This is a genomic window from Micromonospora sp. NPDC005254 (assembly GCF_042872525.1).
Lineage (GTDB): Bacteria > Actinomycetota > Actinomycetes > Mycobacteriales > Micromonosporaceae > Micromonospora.
The window spans coordinates 119556-140052 of the sequence record NZ_JBIAKM010000013.1; the positions used below are offsets into that span (position 1 = coordinate 119556).

Sequence of the window (20497 nt, forward strand, 5' to 3'; positions counted from 1 at the left end):
TCCCTCCGTCAGCGCGGCGCGACACCTCCCGCGCCCACCGGCGCGGCCGACGCCCGCGCGCTACGGGCCGGCCGGACGAACCAGGCCAGGACGACGCTCGCCACGAAAACCACGAGAAGGTACGCACCGAGTGTAGCCATGCCGATACTCACGATGCCGACAATCGCCGCGAGGGCCAGCAGCACCGAACGTCCGTCCCAGCCCAGCGTGGCGACGTGCAGCGGCGGCGCCGTCTGCCGCTTCTCCAGTCGCGCCGTCAGGTCGTAGTGGTGCACGGTGAGCACGAAGACGTAGCCGAAGATCAGCCAGCCCGGCGCGTCGCCGACCACCCCGACGGCGATCGCGAACAGGTACTCGGCGGCCCGCAGCGCCGCCGGCACCAGCCAGTCCAGCGGGCCGTTGTGCGCGGCCCCGGCGCCGAGGCCACCGGCCAGCAGCACCAGCAACGCCACCGGCACGGCCCACCGCAGCCCTGCCGGCGAGTCGCCCAGCAGGGCGACGACAAGCAGCACCGCCGGGCCGAGCGCGGCGATCACCGCCAGGGTGAGCGGCCCCATCGGGCGGACCACCGGCAGCCGCCGGGCCAGCGGGCCGTCGTCGCGGTGCAGGGTCGCGTCGACCGTGTCCAGCACCGGCACCCACATCCAGCGGGCCCGCAACGTGCGCAACGCCCCGGTGTACGCGAACGCCAACCCACCCCAGACCAGCACCGCGATGAGGCTGACCAGCGGATTGAACAGCGCCACGGTCAGCGCGATCAGCGCCCACCGCTCACCGATCGGGAACACCACGGTCCGCTTCAGCCAGTACGACAGCGAGCCCGTGTCCGCCTGCACCCGCGTCGACGCGGCGTTCAGCCGGTCACCGATACCGCCGCTGGCTCCCGCCGCCGTCCGGGGCCGGCGTGCCGCCTCGTCGTGCAGCACCCCGTACCAGGTGTCGGTCATGTGCCGGACGGTCTGCAACGTCATCGCGGCGATCGCCAACGCCCAGCCGTTGCCCAGCCCGGCGTGACTGACTCCAAAGCCCAGGCCGGCGTAGACCAGGTACTCCTTCGCCCGGTCGGCCATCGTGTCCAGCCAGCCGCCCCACGCGCTGAAGTGCCGGGTGTAGCGGGCCAGCTGACCGTCCACGCAGTCCAGCACGAAGCCGAGGTAGAGCAGCACCGCGCCGCCGACCAGCGCGGGTCGCCCGCCGACCCCGAACAGCACGGCGGCGGCCAGCGCGAACAGCACCGAGATCACCGTGACCCCGGTCGGGGTGAGCCGCAGCCGGGCCGCGAGCCGGACCACGTACGGCGACCAGGTGCTGACGAAGTACGTGGAGAAGAAGTCGTCCCGCTCCTTCACCGACAGCCGCAGCTCGGCGCGGTCCTCGTCGACCGCCGTCACCGCCGCCTCGGCGGCGACCAGCCCGGCCGGGTCCTCGACCCGGTGCGCGACGAGGAGGCGTACCCGCTGGGCGAAGATCAGGGTGCCGAGCGCCGCGAGACCCGCGACGAGCCGGTCCACGGCGGGCCCGGGCTCGTCGTGGCCGGCGCCCCCGCCCGCCGGCAGCGGCGACACGTCACCGGCCGGCCCGATCGGGGCGGCAAGGGGTCGCGCGCCGACGGCGGCGGCCCGCGCGGCGGCGGCCAGGGTCGGCAGGTCGTCGACGCCGACGCGCAACGCGCCACCGAACACGCCGGTCGCGTCACCGTCGAGGGCGTCCAGCGGGCCGGCGTCGACGATCTGGCCGCGCTCCTCGCGCACGGCGGTCCGTCCGGGCACCGGCGGGTCGGTCAGCACCAGTGCCACGGTCGGTCCCACCGGGCTGGTGGCGAGGTGCCGCAGTACGGCGGTGTGCGCCACCAGGTCGGTGCCACTGATCAGCAGCGGCCCGTCGGCGGCGTCGGCCAGCTCGGCCAGCTCGTCGAGGGTGGCGGCGAAGCGCACGTCGGCCGCCCCGGCCCGGCGCAGCTGGGCGGCGAGTCGGTCGGCCAGCGGCTCGCCGGACGCGGTGCGCAGGCTCGCCGCGGCCGTCCCGGCGGCGAGCACGATCGCGAGCGTCACCGCGGAACCGCGGCGTGGTACGCGTCGAGCGCCTCGGCGATGGTGCCGTCGAGCGTCAACCGGCCCGCGTCGAGGTACAACCCCCGACGGCAGAACCGGGTCAGGTCCTTTTCGTTGTGTGACACCAGCACGAGCGTGCGCCCCTCCCCGAGCAGACGTTCAATCGTCGCGTAACACTTCTTGCGGAACTCCGCGTCGCCGACCGCGGTCACCTCGTCCATCAGCAGGATCGGGTGCGGCAGGTGCGAGATGATCGCGAAGCCGAGCCGCACCTTCATTCCCGACGAGTAGTGCCGCACCGACGTGTCGATGGCCCGTTCCACCTGCTCACCGGCGAACTCGACGATCTCGTCGAAGTGCCGCTTCAGGTAGCTCGTCGACAGCCCGTGCAGCCCACCGACCAGGTGCAGGTTCTCCCGCCCGGTCAGGTCGTTGGAGAAGCCGGCGGACAACTCCAGCAGCGGCGCCACCGCGCCGTGCACCCGGATGTCGCCCTCGTCGGGGATGAGCACCCCGGCGATCAGCCGCAGCAGGGTGCTCTTGCCGGTGCCGTTGCGGCCGATCACCCCGACGGTCTCGCCCGGCTCGACGGTGAACGACACGTCGCGCAGCGGCCAGAACTGGCCGGGCAGGGCGCCCCGGGCGCCCCGGTGGATGAACAGCTCGCGCAGCCGCAGTTGGCGGCGCCGGTTGCGGACGAACCGGATGCCCAGACCGTCCGCCTCGATGATCGGCGCGGCCACGTCAGAGTTCCTTGAGCACGGCGGGTTCCAACCGGCGGAACGACCACCAACCGGCGGCCAGCACCAGCAGGCTGCCGACGACCGTGGTGGCGAGCAGGCGGGTGTCCGGGAACTCGTCCGGGTACCAGATCGCGTGGTGCAGCTGGAAGATCCCGACCAGCGGGTTCAGCTCGTACGCCACCTTCAGCCAGCCCGGCAGGCCGGACTCCCGGACCAGGCTGAGCGGATAGATGATCGGCGTGGCGTAGAACAGCACCCGGATGATCAGCCGCAGGAACCGCTCCACGTCGCGCATCAGCACGTTCCACGCGGACAACAGCAGGGCCAGCCCGATCAGCAGCACCGCCTGCACCGCCACGGCGAGCGGCAGGGCGAGCAGCGACCACCCGGGGTGGATCTTGCCCCGCGCCGCGTAGATCACCGCGATGCCGATCAGGATCGGCAGGCCGGCCGCGTACTCGGCGAACCGACCGGTGACCCGGCCGATCGGGAACACCTGCCGCGGCACGTTCATCGTGGTGATCAGCCGGGACTGGCCGGTCAGCGCGTTGGTGGCCTCGCTCAACGCCGAACTGGCCCACATCCAGGCGAAGATCCCGGTGATCAGGAACAACGGGTACGACCCGGCCGCCTCGCCGAGGTGCCGACCGGTGTCGCGGGAGTAGAGCACCCCGAAGACGAACCAGTAGATGGCGCCCATGCCGAGTGGCTCGATCAGCGACCAGAAGTAACCCAGCACCGACTGCTGGTACTTGACCGCCAGATCCCGTCGGACCAGGATGCGCAGCGAGTTGCGGTGCGACCACAGGGCCGCGACGCCAGAGGTCACCGCAGCCTCCCGCCTCCTGAAAACGGACGCCAGGTTAGCAGTCGGTGAACGAATGCCCCGAATCGGCGGGGTTCAGCACTCGATCACGTTGACGGCCAGACCGCCCCGCGCCGTCTCCTTGTACTTGACCTTCATGTCGGCGCCCGTCTCCCGCATGGTCTTGATGACCTTGTCCAGCGACACCTTGTGCACGCCGTCGCCGCGCAGGGCCAACCGGGCGGCCGTGATCGCCTTGATGCTAGCCACCGCGTTCCGCTCGATGCAGGGGATCTGCACCAGGCCACCCACCGGGTCACAGGTCAACCCGAGGTTGTGCTCCATCCCGATCTCGGCGGCGTTCTCCACCTGTTCCGGAGTGCCACCGAGCACCTCGGCCAGCCCCGCCGCCGCCATCGAGCAGGCCGAGCCGACCTCACCCTGACAGCCGACCTCCGCGCCGGAGATCGACGCGTTCTCCTTGAACAGCACGCCGATCGCGCCGGCCGCCAGCAGGAACCGCACCACGCCGTCGTCGTCGGCGCCGGGCACGAACCGGGCGTAGTAGTGCAGCACCGCCGGGATGATCCCCGCCGCGCCGTTCGTCGGCGCGGTGACCACCCGGCCGCCCGCCGCGTTCTCCTCGTTGACCGCGAGCGCGAACAGCGTCACCCAGTCCATCGCGTGCAGCGGGTCGGCCGTCCCGGCGTCCGCCTCCAGGCCGCGCCGCAGCTCCGCCGCGCGCCGCCGAACCTTCAACCCACCAGGGAGTACGCCGTCTCGTTCGCAGCCGCGCTGCACGCACTCCCGCATGACCCGCCAGATCTCCAGCAGGCCGGCCCGGATCTCCGCCTCGCTGCGCCACGAGCGCTCGTTGGCGAGCATCACCTCGCTGATCGACAGCCCGGTGCGGGTGGTGACCTCCAGCAGCTGTGCCCCGGTCAGGAACGGGTATCGCACCCGCGTGCTGTCCGGCTTGATGCGGTCCGCGCCCGCCGCCGCCTCGTCCACCACGAAGCCACCGCCAACGGAGTAGTAGCTGCGGGCCCGGACCTGCTCCCCGGCCGCGTCGAAGGCCACGAAGGTCATCCCGTTCGGGTGGTACGGCAGCGACCGGCGACGGTGCAGCGTCAGGTCCCGGTCCGGATCGAAGTCGATCTCGTGCGCACCCAGCAGACTGATCCGCCGCTCGGCGCGGATCCGCTCGACCCGAGGACCGACGGTGTCGGTGTCGACCGTCTCCGGCGCCTCGCCGGCCAGCCCCAGCAGCACCGCCCGGTCGCTTCCGTGCCCGTGCCCGGTCGCGCCCAGCGAACCGAACAGCTCGGCCTGCACCCGCGCCGTCTCGGTGAGCAGCCCGTCGGCCTTGAGCCCGGCCACGAACGTACGGGCGGCCCGCATCGGCCCGACCGTGTGCGAGCTGGACGGCCCGATGCCGACGCTGAAGAGGTCGAAAACACTGATCATGGCTGCGCTTCCTCGGCGTCATCCCGTCGTACGGGATCCGCCCGGTCGTGGCCGCCGGTCCGGCAGCCCCGCTCGTGGCCGCCGGTTGGCAGCCCCGCTCGTGGCCGCCCGGTCGGGTGGCCGCCGGTCACCCGGGGTGTGGGTGCCCGACCTGCGAGCCTACCCGCCCAGCTCACCCCTCAACCGAGCACGGCGGCGGGGCCACCCGGCCGCCTCCCGCCGGCCGCTCGTCCGCCACCTTCGCGCAGCCTTCATGATCACGCTCGATCCTTGTTGTAGTGGCCTCGCGAGTGGCGGAAAGCCACTACATCCAGGATCGAGCACGACCTTGACCGGCGCGGGCTGCCGGCGGAGCGCGGGCGCGGGCCTACGCACGGGGAGCGCGGGCTGCCGGCCGGGCGCGGGCGCGGGGCCTGCGCGCGGGGAGCGCGGGCCGGAGGCGTCGAGCGGGGCCGCACGGGTAAGTACCTACGGGTCCATGGACCGCTGATCCTCCTCGGGACCGAGGGCAGGACGGCCACCCCTTTCTACCGTGGATTGCAGACGCGGCGCACCGCCGCAGAGTGGGAGTACGACGATGAGTCGCAAACTGGTTCGGCCCCGCCAGGGGCGCATGCTCGCCGGTGTCTGCGCCGGCCTCGGTCAGCGGTTCGGCATGTCCGCCGGGATGGTCCGGCTGCTGTTCCTGCTGTCACTGCTGCTGCCCGGCACCCAGGTGATCGTCTACCTGATCCTCTGGATCCTCATGCCGAACGAGGACCGCTACCTCGCCTCCACCGGCCACTGACCACACCCCCGCACAGCACAGCGCAGCGCAGTCTGGAGGCCACCACGTCGACGATGTGGTGGCCTCCAGCCACCCCGCTCCTGGACATGGCGCGAATCTCGGGCGGGCACGAATCGCTGGTGGCGCGCGATCGAGTGGCAGCGCACAGCCCCGCGGTAGCGCACAGCCCCGCGGTGACGCACAGCCCAGCGGTAGCGCGCGGCCCAGCAGTGACGCACAACCCGGCGGTAGCGCACGACCCGGCGGTGACGCACAGCCCAGCGGTGACGCACAGCCCAGCGGTAGCGCGCGGCCCAGCGGTAGCGCGCGGCCCAGCGGTAGCGCACGACCCGGCGGTGACGCACAGCCCGGCGGTGGTGCTGGTGGCCCGCGCGAAAGTCGCGGCGGTGGTGGCCGGTCCGGCGGGCGGGCGGGCGCAACCAGCGGCACAACCCGGACTCGCCGCAAGTCATGCCCCGCAGAAACCTGACCGTAGGGCGTGACCGCGTCGGCGTCACGCGCCCAACCGGCCCTCCACTCCGAGATCTTGGACAGTTTCCGTTAGCTGCTGACGGAAACTGTCCAAGATCTGCTCATACCGCAGCCAGAGGATGGCGCGGACCCGACAAATCGCCCTGCCGACGCCGACGAGCGGCGTGCACGGGTAATTGCCGACCTGCCAGCGGGGACGGAGGACGAGCACGGCGCGAAGGCAGCCACAGCAACGCGGCCCGGGTCGGTGCGGGCACCGAGCAGCGAGCAGCGAGGAGCAGGCGGCGAGCGGCAAGCAGCAGGCGGCGAGCGGCAAGCAGCAGGCGGCGAGCGGCGAGCGGCGAGCACCAGGCGGCGGGCTCCAGGCAGCAGGCGCCAGGCTGCAGCGAGCAGCAGGCAGCAAGCGGCAAGCAGCAGGCGGCGGGCTCCAGGCGTCAGGCGCCAGGCGCCAGGCGCCAGGCGCCAGGCAGCGGGCAGCGGGCGGCGGGCGGCAGGCGGCAGGCGACGGGCCAGTGAGAACGCCCGCCCCGACGGTGGTCGGGGCGGGCGCGGCTGCAGTTTTGGAGCGCCGGGCACCGGATTCCGGCACCGAAGCCCCGAGCGTGGAGATGCCGGACCGCCAGGCGCCGAGGGGCCGGATCACCGAGCACGGAGGTGCCGGGGCGTCCGAGCGCCGCAGCGACCTACTGCCGAAGCGTCGAGCGTCAGGGGGCCGTGTAGGTGACCGTGACCTGCTGGTAGCCCAGCGAGCGCAGCAGCCCCTGCAGCATCTTGCGGGTGTTCTCCTCGGCGCGGGCGGAGAGCCCGCTGTCCCGGGCGGCGGCGGTGATCCGTTCCTCGGCCAGTTGGTAGACCTGCTGCTGGCGGTTGGGGTCGTTGCCGACCAGGTCGCCGAGCCGGTTGAGCAGGCCGCGCTGCTCGGCGAAGACGTAGCTCTTCTCCATGTCGAGGTTGGTCTCGCCGAGCTGCGGCGCGGGCAGCTTGATCTCGACCGACTTGCCGTCGGCGGACTGCACGATCGCACCCTCACCGATCTTGGTGAAGTCGACGTACGCCTCGACGCTGCCGGCCCCGACGAACAGGGTGCGTTCGTTGAGCAGGAAGTCCGGGACGTTGCGCCGGTCGTTCTGGGTGTCGACCACGACCTGGAAGTTGCCTTCGGCGGCCACGTAGCGGCTGAGATCCTGGATCGACTTCAGCAGCGGCGGCTGGCTGCGGTCGGTCTGCTCCTTGGTGAACGGGTTACGGAAATCGGGCAGGAAGCCGGTCGCCTGCACGCCGAGCAGCACCACCACGGCCAGCGCGGCGGCACCGAGCAGGAGGAGCAGCCCACGGGCCGCACCCCCACCCCCGCCGGCCGGAGGACCATCGGTGCCACCCGGCCCGCCCGGAGTCGGGTCGGGTGTCGCGGCCGAGCGCTCCTTGAGGTCGTCGCCGGTCGGGTAACCGGGGAACTCCCTCGTGGGCTCGTTGATGCCAGCGTCGCGGGCCATCACACTCACCGTCCTCGTCAGACACGTCGTCTGTCAATGACGGTACGGCCCCAATACGACAGCCGCGCGGCGAGCGGCCGGAATGCGTAAACGGGCAGGTCAGGCGAACGCGGAGAGCCCGGTGAGCCGCTGCCCGACGACGAGCTGGTGGATCTCGGACGTGCCCTCGTACGTCAGGACGCTCTCCAGGTTGTTCGCGTGCCGCATCACCGGGTACTCCCCGGAGACGCCGTTGGCGCCGAGGATGGTGCGGCACTGCCGGGCGATGGCCAGGGCCTCCCGCACGTTGTTCAGCTTGCCCACGCTGACCTGCTCGGGGCGGAGCCGGCCGCCGTCGGCGAGCCGGCCGAGGTGCAGCGCGAGCAGTTGGCCCTTGACCAGTTCGACGGCCATGTCGGCGAGCTTGGCCTGGGTGAGTTGGAATCCGGCCAGCGGCCGACCGAACTGGGTACGGCTGGTGGCGTACGCCAGGGTGGTCTCCAGGCAGTCCCGTGCCGCGCCGAGTGAGCCCCAGACGATGCCGTACCGGGCCTCGGTCAGGCAGCTCAGCGGCGCCTTGAGCCCGACCGCCTCGGGCAGCCGTGCGTCGGCGGGGAGCCGGACGTCGTCGAGCACGATCTCGCCGGTCACCGACGCGCGCAGGGACATCTTGCGGCCGATCTCGCGGGCCGTGACGCCGGGCGTGTCCATGGGTACGGCGAAACCGCGGACGCCCTCGTCGGTGCGTGCCCAGATGACGGCCACGTCGGCGATCGGCGCGTTGGTGATCCACATCTTGGCGCCGGTGAGCACCCAGTCGTCGCCGTCGCGGCGGGCCCGGGTGGTCATGGACGCCGGGTCGGAGCCGTGGTCGGGTTCGGTGAGGCCGAAGCAGCCGATCGCCTCGCCGGTCGCCATCGCCGGCAGCCAGCGCTGCTTCTGCTCCTCGCTGCCGTAGCGCCAGATGGCGTACATCGCCAGTGAGCCCTGCACCGAGACCAGCGAGCGGAGCCCGGAGTCACCGGCCTCCAGCTCCTGGCAGGCCAGCCCGTACGCGACGGCGGAGGCGCCGGCGCAGCCGTAGCCGGTCAGGTGCATGCCGAGCAGACCGAGTTTGCCGAACTCGCGGGCCAGCTCGCGGGCCGGCACGCGACCCTCCTCGTACCACTCGGCGACGTGGGGGCGGACCCGGTCGTCGACGAGCTGGCGGACGACGTCGCGGATCTGCCGCTCCTCCTCGCTGAGCGACGGGTCCAGGTCGAGCAGATCGAGGGCAGTCATGCCGTCACCTTAACGAAGCCTCAGCTCACGCCGTTCAGTCGATCGGCCCGGAGAGCACCAGCACGCGGGCGTGGATCTGGTTGCGCTGTTGCAGGGCGGCACGCAGGGCGCGGTGCAGCCCGTCCTCCAGGTAGAGCCCACCGTTCCACTGGACCACGTGCGGAAAGAGGTCGCCGTAGAAGGTCGAGTCCTCGGCGAGGAGCTTGTCGAGCGCCAGCTCGCGCTTGGTGGTGATCAACTGGTCCAGGCGCAGCGGACGGGGCGGAATCTCCGCCCACTGCTTGAGCGTCAGGTTGTGCTCCGGATAGGGACGCCCGTCCCGGACCGCTCTGAAGATCACGACGGCACGCTCCCCTCCCCGTGGCCGGGCCGACCGACGACACCGAGCCGGGCCGCGGCGGGCACCGCGCGGCGCGGCACCGATGACCGTGCCAGCCTAGCCGTCCAGCGCACGCGACGTTCTGCTCCCTGATGTCAGTTTCGCTACCGCTCGCCCGATCCTCAACTCCGACGAACGGGACGCGCCACTCAACTCCACCGCCCGCGCCGCACCACCTCGTTCATTTCGCGCCGCCCTCGGCGCAGGGATGGTGACCGATGGTCCAGCGCACGGTAACCGATTGTGACGGCACCGATGGGGTGGTACTCCTCCGGCACGCCGAACGCGCCCCGGTACGCGCCCAGCCGCTGCGGCGGAATCCCGAAAAAGCACGCCCCCAGCCCCTCGTCCACGGCGGTGAGCAGCATCAGGAGCGCGGCGAAGCCGGTGTCCACGTACCAGTAGGGCACCGGCCAGCGGTCGGTCGACCGGTCGGTCCAACCCTTGTCCGGCTCGGCGTACCGCCGCAGGTAGGCCGACTCGTTGGCGTGCGGCACCACGATGAGCGGCGCCCTGCGCATCCCCGCCAGCCAGCGCTCCCGCCCGCCACCCTCCGGCGTGGTGGCGGCCCAGAACCGCTCCCGGTCGGCCGGCTCCTCCAGCACGAGGAAGCCCCAGCCCTGGGCGAACCCGGCCGAGGGGGCGCGGACGGCGTGGTCGAGCAGCCGATCCACCACGTCGGGCGGGACGGGACGGTCCGGGTCGTAGTTGCGCACCATCCGCCGTCGGCGGACGACCTCGGCGAACTCCATCAGGCCCCGGGACGGATGCCCCAGGCACCCCGCCAGGTCGTGCCGGGCTTGAGCGTGAGCAGGTCCTTGCCCGAGCGGAACGCGTCCGGCGGGCAGGTCATCGGCTCGATCGCCACCGAGCGCCGGTGCCGCTCGCCGATGAGCGCGTCCCCGGTGAACACCTGCCACCAGCCGAACTCCGCGTCCGCCCAGATGCTCACTTCGGACGAGGAGTCCGGCGCGGCCAGGCTCACCGAGGAACCGCCGTCGGCGTCCCGGACCACCTCGCCGAAGCAGAGGTCCAACTCCGCGCCGCCGATCCGACGCGGGCTGGTCCAGTCGTACTCGGTGCCGGCCACCGGGGTCGCCCCGACCGGGAGCAGCCGACCGTCCACCAGCACACGGGTACGCGCCGGCAGCCGCATGACCAGGTCGTCCACCGCGACACCCGGCAGTTGCAGGTACGGGTGCACCGAGAAGCCGAACGGGGCCACCTCGGCGCCGATGTTGGTCACCTCGTGCTCGGCGCGCAGACCGTCCGCGCCGACGCTCCACCGGCTGACCAGTCGCAGCGGCCACGGGTAGCCGGGCTGCGGCGGCAGGTCGTAGCCGACCGTCACCGCATCCGCGGACTGCTCCAGCAGCCGCCACGGCACCCAGTTGACCAGCCCGTGGATGGCGACGTGCCGCTCCGGCTCGGTCAGCGCGAGCTGGTGCGTCCGGTCCGCGAACGGGTAGCGACCGTCGCGGATCCGGTTCGGCCAGGGCGCGAGCACCTGCCCGGCGCAGCCGGGGCACACCTCGTCGGTCTGGTACCCGTCGACCAGGTCGACACCCTCGTGCCGGTACGTCCGCAGCCCGCCGCCCACCTCCACGATGACTGCCTCGTGGCCCGCGGCGGCGATGGTCCACTGTGCGCCGGAGAAGGGGCGCTGGTCGGGGCTTTCCATGTCGGCGACCCTAACCGGTCACGGCCGGTCGCCGCTCGACGCCGTCGTGGCCCGGTAACGCAGCAGCGCCGGGAAGGCGACCGCGAGCACCACCACGAGCACCGCCGAGGCGAGCCCACCGGCGACCCAGGCCACCCCGCCGCCGAACCCGGCGGCCATGGTGCCGGCCCGCAGGTCACCCAGGCGCGGACCGCCGGCCACCACCACCGTGTTGACGCCCTGGAGCCGACCGCGCATCCGGTCCGGCGCGTACACCAGCAGCATGGACTGGCGCAGTACGGCGCTGACCAGGTCGGCGGCGCCGGCCACGGCGAGCAGCACGACCATCAGCCAGAGCTGGTGGGCCAACCCGGCCGCGGCGATCGCCAGGCCCCAGCCGACCACCGCGACCACCAGGCCGACCCCCTGCCGGCGGAGGCGACCGATCCAGCCGGAGGTCAGCCCGCCGATCATGGAACCGATCGCGATGGCGCTGTAGAGCAGGCCGACCGCGCCACCGCCGCCGAACCGCTCCTGGGCGATCTCCGGGAACAGCGCCCTCGGCATGGCCAGGATCATCGCGATCAGGTCCACGCCGAAGGAGAGCAGCAGCACCGGCGTGGTGGCGAGGTACCGGAATCCGTCGATCACACTGGCCAGGCCGGCACGTCGGGCCTGACCGTCGGCGGTCGGCTCGGGCGGGAGCGAGGGCAGGCGCAGCGCGGCCCAGAGCATGGCGGTGAACAGCACCGCGTCCAACCCGTACGCGATCGGCAGGACCACCGTGGTGTCCGGCGAGGCGGAGAGGATCAGACCGGCGGCGAGCGGGCCGGCGACCGAGGCGGCGGTGAAGGTCGTGTAGTTCAGGGTGGTGGCGGACGCCACCAGGTCGTCCGGCACCAGCCTGGGCAGCATGGCGCTGCGGGCCGGCGAGGTGATCGCGAAGGCCACCGACTGCACCGCCATCAACGCCAGCAACAGCACCGGGCTGCCCACGTTCAGCAGCGCCTGGACCAGCAACCCGAGGGTGGATGCCCAGAGCAACAATGAGCCGCCGAGCAGCACCGCACGGCGGTCGCGGGCGTCGGCGACCGCGCCACCCCAGAGCCCGAAGACCAGCAGGGGTACGAAGGCAGCCACACCCAGCAGACCGACCCAGAACGAGTCCCGGGTCAGGGCGTACATCTCCACCGGCACCGCGACGGCGGTGAACTGGAAGCCGAACATCGCCACGGTGTTGCCGAGCCACAACCGGCGGTACGCCGGAACGCGCAGCGGACGGACGTCGATCGCCCAGCGGCGCGCTCCGCGCGGCCGGGCCTCCTGCACACCCGTCACGGCGCCAGCCGCTCGACGGTCCAGTCGCTTCCGTCGACGCGACGGAACCGCAGGCGGTCGTGCAGTCGACCCGCCCGCCCCTGCCAGAACTCCACCGAGTCCGGCCGGACGCGCAGACCACCCCAGTGCGGCGGAGGCGGGATGACCGTCGCGTCGGCGAACCGCTCGGTCACCTCCCGATAGCGGTCCTCCAGCGTGGCCCGGTCCGGCACCACCTGCGACTGCGGGCTGGCCCAGGCGCCCAGCTGCGAGCCGCGTGGCCGGCTCGCGAAGTACGACTCGGTCACCGCCCGCTCGACCGGGGCGATCGACCCGGCGACCACCACCTGCCGCTGCATGGGAAACCACGGAAATACCAGGCTGGCGTACGGGTTGGCGGACGCCTCGACACCCTTGCGCGAGAGGTGGTTGGTGAAGAAGACGAAGCCCTCGGGGTCGTACCCCTTGAGCAGCACCGTCCGGCCGCTGGGCCGGCCGGCGGCGTCGGCGGTGCCCACCACCATCGCGTTCGGCTCGGGCAGCCCGAAGGCCACCGCGTCGGCGAACCAGCTGTCGAACTGGCGGTGCCAGTCGGCGGCCAGGTCAGCTTCGGTCAGGCCCAGGTCCGCGGCGTACTCGTTACGCATCGCGGCCGGGGCGGGTGTGTCGCCCGTCACGTCCCCACTCCTTCTCGGCGGCCCGACATGCACCCTTCCGCGCTGGCCAGTCCGCATCGCCCAGTCTCACCGAGTGGCGCGGAGAATGCGCGTCTTCAGATGTCGTGTGCAGCACAGTCGCAGCGGGTCGCATATCCGGTTACGCAGCAGGCAAGATGTTCCGAACACATCCCTGAGGGTCGCCTAAGGCGCTCGGCCGACCGGGCCGGCTCAGCTGATCAGGCGCACCGACCAGATCCAGGAGAGCGACATGGCCGATTTCAAACCCGGTCTGGAGGGCGTCGTAGCCTTCGAGACCGAGATCGCCGAACCCGACCGCGAGGGTGGCGCGCTGCGCTATCGCGGGGTCGACATCGAGGATCTGATCGGCCAGGTCTCGTTCGGCAACGTGTGGGCGCTGCTGGTCGACGGCCGGTTCGGGCCGGGCCTGCCGCCGGCGGAGCCGTTCCCGGTGCCGGTGCACTCCGGCGACATCCGGGTCGACGTGCAGTCGGCGGTCGCGATGCTGGCGCCGTACTGGGGGCTCAGCCAGCTGTTGGACATCTCCGACGAGCAGGCCCGTGAGGACCTCGCCCGGGTGTCGGTGACCGCGCTCTCCTTCGTCGCGCAGTCCGCCCGCGGCCTCGGCCTGCCGGCGGTGCCGCAGAAGGAGATCGACAAGGCGCAGACCATCGTCGAGCGGTTCATGAAGCGCTGGCGGGGCGAGCCGGACCCGCGGCACGTCAAGGCCGTCGACGCGTACTTCATCTCGGCCGCCGAGCACGGCCTGAACGCCTCCACCTTCACCGCGCGCATCGTCGCCTCCACCGGGGCCGACGCCGCGGCCTGCATCTCGTCCGGCATCGGCGCCCTCTCCGGGCCGCTGCACGGCGGCGCACCGTCCCGCGTGCTCAGCATGTTGGAGGCCGTGGAGCGCAGCGGCGACGCGGAGGGCTACGTCAAGGGTGTCCTGGACCGCGGCGAGCGGCTGATGGGCTTCGGCCACCGGGTCTACCGTGCCGAGGACCCCCGCGCCCGCGTGCTCCGGCGCACGGCCAAGGAGCTGGGCGCGCCGCGCTTCGAGATCGCCGAGGCGCTGGAGAAGGCCGCCCTCGCCGAGCTTCAGGCCCGCCGCCCGGACCGGGTGCTGGCCACCAACGTCGAGTTCTGGTCGGCCGTGGTGCTGGACTTCGCCGAGGTGCCGGCGCACATGTTCACCTCGATGTTCACCTGCGCCCGGATGGGCGGCTGGAGCGCGCACATCCTGGAGCAGAAGCGTCTGCAGCGGCTGGTCCGCCCGTCCGCCCGCTACGTCGGCCCGAACACCCGCAAGCCGTCCGACGTCGAGGGCTGGGCCGCCATCCCGCACGGCGTCTGAGCTGCCCGAAGGGCCCCCGCACCAGCCGTGGTGCGGGGGCCCTTTTCGACCGCCGTCGACCTCGTGGGCCGCTCGATGTGGTGAAGGACTCAGACCGGCCGTCGGGACCCCGGCGGTCGCCATCCGCCCCGGGTGCGAGGATGAGGGCCGGCAGTGTCGCCGGGCCCGCCCTCGCCCTTGCGGAAGGATCTTCAGTACCGTGGCTGACGCACCGATCATCCGGATTCCCGACGAGATCAAGCCCGCCGACGGACGTTTCGGCTGCGGCCCGTCCAAGGTCCGTCCGGCGGCCGTGTCCGCGCTCGCCGAGGTGGCGACCAGCTACCTGGGCACGTCGCACCGGCAGAAGACGGTCCGCGACCAGGTGGCCCGACTGCGCTCCGGCATCGCCGAGTTCTTCTCGCTGCCCGAGGGCTACGAGGTCGTGATCGGCAACGGCGGCACCACCGCGTTCTGGGAGGTCGCCACCTTCGGCCTCGTCCGCGACCGTGCGCAGTTCGCCAGCTTCGGCGAGTTCGGCGCGAAGTTCGCCAAGTCGGTCTCCGACGCTCCGTTCCTGGGTGAGCCGACCGTCCGCAAGGCCGCGGCGGGCAGCGCGCCGACCCTGGTCGCCGAGGCCGGCGTGGACGTGTACGCGACGCCGCACAACGAGACCTCGACCGGCGTGGCCGTGCCGATCAACCGGGTCGCCGGTGCGGACGAGGGGTCGCTGCTCCTGGTCGACGCCACCTCGGGCGCGGGCGGCCTGGAGGTCAACGTCGGCGAGACCGACGTCTACTACTTCGCGCCGCAGAAGTGCTTCGGCTCCGACGGCGGCCTCTGGCTGGCCCTGATGTCGCCGGCCGCGTTGGACCGGGCCGCCGAGATCAAGGCGTCGGGGCGTTACATCCCGGCCTTCCTGGACCTGGTGACCGCGATCGACAACTCGCGGCTGGAGCAGACGTACAACACCCCGGCGCTGGCCACCATCTTCCTCGCGGCCGAGCAGACCGACTGGATGAACGCGCAGGGTGGTCTGGCCTGGGCGGCCAAGCGCACGGCGGAGAGCGCCGCGACGGTGTACGGCTGGGCGGAGCGGTCCACGGTGGCCACCCCGTTCGTCACCGACCCGGCGCTGCGGTCCAACGTGGTCGCGACCATCGACTTCGCCGACGGGGTGGACGCCACCGCGATCGCCAAGGCGCTGCGCGCCAACGGCATCGTCGACACCGAGCCGTACCGCAAGCTCGGCCGCAACCAGTTGCGGGTGGCGCTGTTCCCGGCCGTCGAGCCGGCTGATGTCGAGGCGCTGACCGCGTCGATCGACTACGTCGTCGAGCGCCTCTGAGCATCGTCACGGTGGGTGTCCGTCGGGGCCTCGATGGACACCCACCGTGATTATCGCCGCAGCTCAGTCGCGACATGCGGGGTGTCGCTTCCCCCACCCCGAGACAGATGCGCGTACGGTGGTCCGAGACGCCTGGGTGGCCGACTCGTGGCGTGCGGCCAGCGAAGCGGGACGGAGGCAACGCTATGCGCCCAGTACGCTTCGTCGCCCTTTCCGAGGACGGCCAGGCGCTGGTGCTCGCCGACGAGGTCGGGCGACTCCTCGCCCTGCCGATCGACGAACGCATCGCCGGCGTGATGCACCCCGAGCCGGGTGCCCCGCCGCTCGCGGTGGCACCGAGCACCGTCGACCCGACTCCCTCACTGTCTCCCCGGGACATCCAGGCCCGCATCCGCTCCGGTGAGTCCGCCGAGGACGTCGCCCGGATCGCCGGGGTGCCGGTCGACCGCGTGCTGCGCTACGCCGGCCCGGTGCTCCAGGAACGGGCGATGCTCGCCCAGCACGCCCGTCGCACCCGACTCAAGGGCGCGGAGAAACCCACCCCGCTCGCCGAGGTGGTCAACGGCCGACTGAGCCAGCACGGCATCGACACCGAGAAGATCTCCTGGGACGCGTACCGGCGCGACGACGGCACCTGGCGGATCATCGCCACCTGGCCGTCCGGCAAGGCCACCGCGCAGGCCATCTGGGACATGGACAAGGCCCGGCAGGTGGTTACCCCGCACGACGACATGGCGCAGTACCTGTGCGCCGAGCGGCCCACGCCGATCCTCGGCCAGGAGCCGGCGCCGGAGCGGGGCGGGCACGCCCTGCCTGGTCCGTCGCGTGGCGAGCCGAGCCGTGGTGGGCACGGGCTGCCGGCCGCGTCCGAACACCCGCGCCCTGGTCGGGATCCGATTCGGGCCGGCCGGGACGCGCTGCTCGCTTCACTGGACCGTCCGCTCGGCGGCTCGTCGGGTCGCGGCCTTGAGCCGCGTACCCCGGCTGCTCTGGCCGGGTCGGACGCGCCCCGGCAGCGGCCGGTCGGCGGCGGCGCTGCCGCGCTGCTCGGCGGTGGCCAGGGCTCGGCCTTCGACGACGACTCGGACGCGCCCAAGGAGGTCCCGGCCGTTCCGTCGCTGGCGGTGCTGCGGCCCCGCCGGACCGGTACGGCCGCCGCGGCGGCCGGTGGCGAGTCCACCGACGCCAACGGCAAGCCGCGCAAGCGCCTGCCGAGCTGGGACGACGTGCTCTTCGGCAGCGGTCCGGCCGCCCGCGAGTCCTCCTGACGCTCGACGTCCACGGTCCACTCCCGAGATCGCCGATGTCGCGGTGTCCCCTGCGCTTGATACCCCGAGATCGGCGCTCCGAAGTGCCCGCCGTGTCGATGTGCTGGTGAGCGGTATACCTCAGAGGTATGAATATGACTCTGAGGTATACCGCTCACCACCGCATCCGCCCCCATGGAGGTGACCGAGGGTCACCGCCGGCAGCCGGCTGCGCCCACCGCCCCAGCGAGGTTAGGCATTACTCGTCTAGCCAGGGCAAGCTCAGGCGCACGACTTTGCCGGCCGATGCCGTTCAAGCCGGCTCGACGAATCAGAGCGGCCAGGCGGCGAGCCGCTCGTAACGCGGTCGTGCCGACCCGAGGTGGCTCCGCATCAGCAGCAACCCCGTCGCCGGCCACTCCGGGCCCGCGTAGTCGTCCAGGGTCACCCGGTCGGCCTCGACGGCAGCCAACTCCACCCGGTCACCGGGCCGGGCGACGGTCAGGTGCGGCCGAAACGGCTTCTCGTCGTACGGCAACCCGGCCACGCGTAGCCGCTCCCGGACGAGCTGGGCCAGCTCGTGCAGCGCCTCGACATCGCCCCGGGCGTCCACCCAGAGCACCGTGCGGCGACCGTCGCCGAACACGCCACCGCCACCCAAAAGCAGCCGGGGCGGGGCGTCCCGGGCATCGCGGAACCGGTCGGCGGCGAGCCCGAGCGCACTCACCACGTCGACCAGCCGGGCGGCCTCGACGTCACCGAGGAACGCCAGGGTGATGTGCAGGTCCGCCGGGTCGGCAAGCCGCACCCGGACACCGGCGGCCGCCGCCGCGCCGACCCGCAGCCGCGCGATCTGCGCGCCGAGATGGCTGACCGCCCCGACGGGCGGATAGACCGCGACGAAGAGCCGCAAACTGTCGGACCGTTCAGCGGTGCCGTTGCCGGTGCCCGGCCCGGGCCGCCGGCAGGGTCAGACCGGCGGCGTGCAGGACGCCCTCCACCCGTACCCGTTCGATCTCCTGGTCGACGCCGGTCAACTCGGTGAGGTGTTCGGTGATCCCGAGGGCGCGGCAGGCCAGCCGGAGCCGGTCGTCGTACGCCTGGACCACCGCGCCGTGCCAGACCATCGACCGGCCGGTGCCGCCGAGCCGCTGACCGCCGAGGCGACGCAGGTCGGCGGCGAGCTGTTCCAATGGGCGACGGTCGGTGCGGTCGAACTCGCTGAGGTCGATGTCGCGGGTCAGCGCGTCGGCTTCGATGGCCCGGTCGAGGCGGGCGATGGTGCGTCGCTCCCGCCGGCGCTCGCGCCACTCGGACCAGGCGCAGACCACCCGGTCGATGATCTCGTCGGCGCAGAAGAGCAGGGCGAACGCCGCCGGGAGGCTGGCCACGGCGAGGAACGCCAGGGCAAGCATCAGCGCGCGTTCGACTCCCACATATCGACGCTAAGCCCCGTCGTGCCACCTCGCCAGCGATTTGGCCGCATCCGCGCTATCCGCCGATCGGGACTTCGCCGTGTTCTCCGAACGTGCGCGAAGGGCCCGTTCCGACCGGAAAGGGCCCTTCGCGTAGCTCAGCAGTCGGTGGAGGTGACGTAGAAGCGGGGCATGGGCAGCACCCGGAAGCGCAGTCGCGCACCAGAGCGGCGCAGTTGCCAGGTGAGCGCGATCAGCGCGGTGGCCAGCGAGATCAACCCGCCCATCCAGATGCTCGCGCCGGCGCCGAAGTGCTCGGCGACCCAGCCGATCAGCGGTGCGCCGACCGGGTTGGTGCCCAGGAACACCAGCACCCACAGGGCCATCACCCGGCCCCGGAAGGCGGCGTCCACCCCGAGCTGGACGCGCTGGTTGGCGGCCTGGGCGAAGAAGACCATGAAGAAGCCGGTGGGCACGAGCAGCGCCACGACCAGCCAGTACGTCGACGCGAAGCCGACCAGGGTGCCGAAGCTGGCGCAGCCGATCGCGGCGCCGAGCACCAGCCAGACCGACGGGCGGCTGCGCCGGCCGGTGCCGCTGAGCGCCCCGCCCAGCGCGCCGACGGCCAGCGCGGTGCTGAACAGGCCGAAGGAGGCCGCGCCGGTGTGGAAGACCGTCTTGGCCAGCGCGGCGAGGGTGAGCTGGAAGTTGAACAGCGACATGCCGATCACCGACATGACCGCCATCGGCAACAGCAGGTCCGGCCGGCGCCACACGTACCGCAGCCCGTCGACGACCTTCGCGGACGCCCGCTCGTCGCGCGGCAGCAGGGCGTCGCGGTGCAGGTCGGCCGTCCGCATGCGGACCACGTTGACCAGCGGCGCGATGGAGCTGAGGGCGGTGAAGAGGAAGACCGGGCCCACGTCGAAGGCGGCGATGGCCAGACCGGCGACCGCCGGGCCGATGATCCGGGCGGAGTTGAACACGGCGGCGTTCAGCGACAGGGCGTTGGGCAGCAGCGGCGTGCCGACCAGTTCGGAGACGAACGCCTGGCGGACCGGGGTCTCCACGGCGTTGGCCGTGCCGAGCAGCGCGGCGAACGCGAAGACGTGCCAGAGCTGCACCAGATCGGTCAGCACCAGCAGGGACATCCCGAGCGCCAGCACCGTCCAGAAGGCGTTGGCGGCGAAGAGCAGCACCCGCTTGTCGTACCGGTCGGCGAGCCGGCCGGAGAGCAGGGTGAGCAGCAGCACCGGGGTGAACTGGAGCGCGGTGACCACGCCGAGGGCGGTGGCCGAGTTGTCGGAGAGCTCGAGGACGAGCCAGTCCTGGGCGATGAACATCATCCAGACGCCGATCAGCTTGATCAGCTGCCCGGATGCGAAGAGCCGGTAGTTGCGAACCTGTAGGGACTGGAACATCGTGCTCAGCTTGGCCTGCACTCTCGGTGCGCCTCCTCAAGGACGTACGCGTCATCGACAGGTGACGGCACGGCCGGAAGTGGCGCGCGCGGGCTCAGGCGCGAGCGAGCTGCTGGAGAATCTCGGCGGCCCTGTGCAGGGTCTCCCGTTGGTCCTCGTCGAGCGCGGCCAGCCGGTGGGCCAGCCATTCGTCGCGGGCCCGCTCGAACTGGTCGAGCACGGCCTGCCCTCCTTCGGTCGCCGCGAGGATGACCTGGCGACCGTCGGTCGGATGGGGGGTCCGCTGCACGAGGCCGCGGTCCTCCAACTTCGCGACGATCTTGGTCATCGTCGGTGGCTGCACCCGTTCGACATCGGCCAGTTCCCGGGGCGTCATCGCGCCCGCCAGCCGCAGGCTGGTGAGCGCGGAGACCTGGGTGACCGTGAGGTCGCCGACCGGCCGGGCCCGTCGGACCCGCCGGTTGAGTCGGGTGATCGCATCTCGCAACTGGGGAGCCAGCTGCGCCGGTGGCACGCGTTCCGCCGTCACCGTCCGCTCCGTCACGTTAGTTAGCTTAACTAATGAGCCTGGCTAACGACATCCGTTATGACCAGGCTCACGAGGATGTTCGTGCTGTTCC

19 protein-coding genes are annotated in these 20497 nt (G+C 72.1%); 4 read left to right on the forward strand and 15 right to left on the reverse strand.

The window, feature by feature from the left end:
- Positions 1-8: 8 nt before the first annotated feature.
- The 4 genes from ACFYPR_RS30795 to ACFYPR_RS30810 form a co-directional block, all read right to left on the reverse strand.
- A complete protein-coding gene (locus ACFYPR_RS30795) occupies positions 9-2051 on the reverse strand; it encodes a DUF5941 domain-containing protein (protein ID WP_387264056.1) in 2043 nt (680 codons plus the stop codon).
- A complete protein-coding gene (locus tag ACFYPR_RS30800) occupies positions 2048-2794 on the reverse strand; it encodes an ABC transporter ATP-binding protein (RefSeq protein WP_354863304.1) in 747 nt (248 codons plus the stop codon). The genes ACFYPR_RS30795 and ACFYPR_RS30800 overlap by 4 nt, the downstream gene beginning before the upstream one ends.
- A gap of 1 nt (position 2795) precedes the next feature.
- Positions 2796-3623 carry an ABC transporter permease gene (locus ACFYPR_RS30805; RefSeq protein WP_355066676.1) on the reverse strand — a complete coding sequence of 276 codons (828 nt, stop codon included), beginning with the start codon at positions 3621-3623 and terminating at the stop codon, positions 2796-2798.
- A gap of 72 nt (positions 3624-3695) precedes the next feature.
- Positions 3696-5066, reverse strand: a complete 1371-nt coding sequence (locus tag ACFYPR_RS30810; protein ID WP_387264058.1) for an L-serine ammonia-lyase — start codon at positions 5064-5066, stop codon at positions 3696-3698.
- Between the two features lie 577 nt (positions 5067-5643).
- On the opposite strand from ACFYPR_RS30810, the gene ACFYPR_RS30815 reads away from it, so the two are divergent.
- Entirely contained in the window at positions 5644-5853 is a 210-nt protein-coding gene (locus ACFYPR_RS30815) for a PspC domain-containing protein (RefSeq protein ID WP_007454856.1), read from the forward strand.
- Positions 5854-7028: 1175 nt separating this feature from the next.
- Here ACFYPR_RS30815 and ACFYPR_RS30820 read toward each other — a convergent pair.
- The 7 genes from ACFYPR_RS30820 to pdxH all read right to left on the reverse strand — a co-directional run bounded on the left by ACFYPR_RS30820 (position 7029) and on the right by pdxH (position 13167).
- Positions 7029-7817, reverse strand: a complete 789-nt coding sequence (locus ACFYPR_RS30820) for a DUF4230 domain-containing protein (protein WP_354862786.1) — start codon at positions 7815-7817, stop codon at positions 7029-7031.
- Between the two features lie 99 nt (positions 7818-7916).
- The gene (locus ACFYPR_RS30825; RefSeq protein WP_355134445.1) at positions 7917-9077 is read right to left on the reverse strand and encodes an acyl-CoA dehydrogenase family protein; all 1161 of its coding nucleotides are present in this window, start codon (positions 9075-9077) and stop codon (positions 7917-7919) included.
- 34 nt (positions 9078-9111) lie between these two features.
- On the reverse strand, positions 9112-9417 hold the full coding sequence (locus ACFYPR_RS30830) for a type II toxin-antitoxin system VapB family antitoxin (RefSeq protein WP_354862783.1): 306 nt from the start codon (positions 9415-9417) through the stop codon (positions 9112-9114).
- A gap of 188 nt (positions 9418-9605) precedes the next feature.
- A complete protein-coding gene (locus ACFYPR_RS30835; protein WP_387264061.1) occupies positions 9606-10208 on the reverse strand; it encodes a nitroreductase family protein in 603 nt (200 codons plus the stop codon).
- On the reverse strand, positions 10208-11137 hold the full coding sequence (locus ACFYPR_RS30840; protein WP_387264063.1) for an aldose 1-epimerase family protein: 930 nt from the start codon (positions 11135-11137) through the stop codon (positions 10208-10210). Before ACFYPR_RS30840 ends, ACFYPR_RS30835 begins: the two co-directional genes overlap by 1 nt.
- A gap of 18 nt (positions 11138-11155) precedes the next feature.
- Positions 11156-12454 carry an MFS transporter gene (locus tag ACFYPR_RS30845; RefSeq protein WP_363935175.1) on the reverse strand — a complete coding sequence of 433 codons (1299 nt, stop codon included), beginning with the start codon at positions 12452-12454 and terminating at the stop codon, positions 11156-11158.
- Positions 12451-13167 carry a pyridoxamine 5'-phosphate oxidase gene (gene pdxH, locus ACFYPR_RS30850; RefSeq protein WP_387264065.1) on the reverse strand — a complete coding sequence of 239 codons (717 nt, stop codon included), beginning with the start codon at positions 13165-13167 and terminating at the stop codon, positions 12451-12453. Before pdxH ends, ACFYPR_RS30845 begins: the two co-directional genes overlap by 4 nt.
- A gap of 193 nt (positions 13168-13360) precedes the next feature.
- Here pdxH and ACFYPR_RS30855 point away from each other — a divergent pair, with 193 nt between their 5' ends.
- The 3 genes from ACFYPR_RS30855 (at position 13361) to sepH (ending at position 17062) form a co-directional block, all read left to right on the forward strand.
- Positions 13361-14467 (forward strand): citrate synthase 2, encoded by a 1107-nt coding sequence (locus tag ACFYPR_RS30855; RefSeq protein WP_354862774.1) that lies wholly within the window; start codon positions 13361-13363, stop codon positions 14465-14467.
- 199 nt (positions 14468-14666) lie between these two features.
- Positions 14667-15794, forward strand: coding sequence for a phosphoserine transaminase (gene serC / locus ACFYPR_RS30860; protein ID WP_355134439.1), 1128 nt, complete (start codon positions 14667-14669; stop codon positions 15792-15794).
- 185 nt (positions 15795-15979) lie between these two features.
- Positions 15980-17062 carry a septation protein SepH gene (sepH, locus tag ACFYPR_RS30865; RefSeq protein ID WP_355065543.1) on the forward strand — a complete coding sequence of 361 codons (1083 nt, stop codon included), beginning with the start codon at positions 15980-15982 and terminating at the stop codon, positions 17060-17062.
- Between the two features lie 310 nt (positions 17063-17372).
- Here the strand turns inward: sepH and thpR are convergent, their stop codons facing one another.
- The 4 genes from thpR to ACFYPR_RS30885 form a co-directional block, all read right to left on the reverse strand.
- The gene (gene thpR / locus ACFYPR_RS30870; RefSeq protein WP_354854806.1) at positions 17373-17954 is read right to left on the reverse strand and encodes an RNA 2',3'-cyclic phosphodiesterase; all 582 of its coding nucleotides are present in this window, start codon (positions 17952-17954) and stop codon (positions 17373-17375) included.
- A gap of 13 nt (positions 17955-17967) precedes the next feature.
- On the reverse strand, positions 17968-18477 hold the full coding sequence (locus tag ACFYPR_RS30875) for a hypothetical protein (protein WP_354854804.1): 510 nt from the start codon (positions 18475-18477) through the stop codon (positions 17968-17970).
- Positions 18478-18614: 137 nt separating this feature from the next.
- A complete protein-coding gene (locus ACFYPR_RS30880; RefSeq protein ID WP_354854802.1) occupies positions 18615-19898 on the reverse strand; it encodes an MFS transporter in 1284 nt (427 codons plus the stop codon).
- A 73-nt stretch (positions 19899-19971) separates the two neighbouring features.
- Positions 19972-20421, reverse strand: a complete 450-nt coding sequence (locus ACFYPR_RS30885; RefSeq protein WP_354854801.1) for a MarR family transcriptional regulator — start codon at positions 20419-20421, stop codon at positions 19972-19974.
- Between the last annotated feature and the right edge of the window lie 76 nt (positions 20422-20497).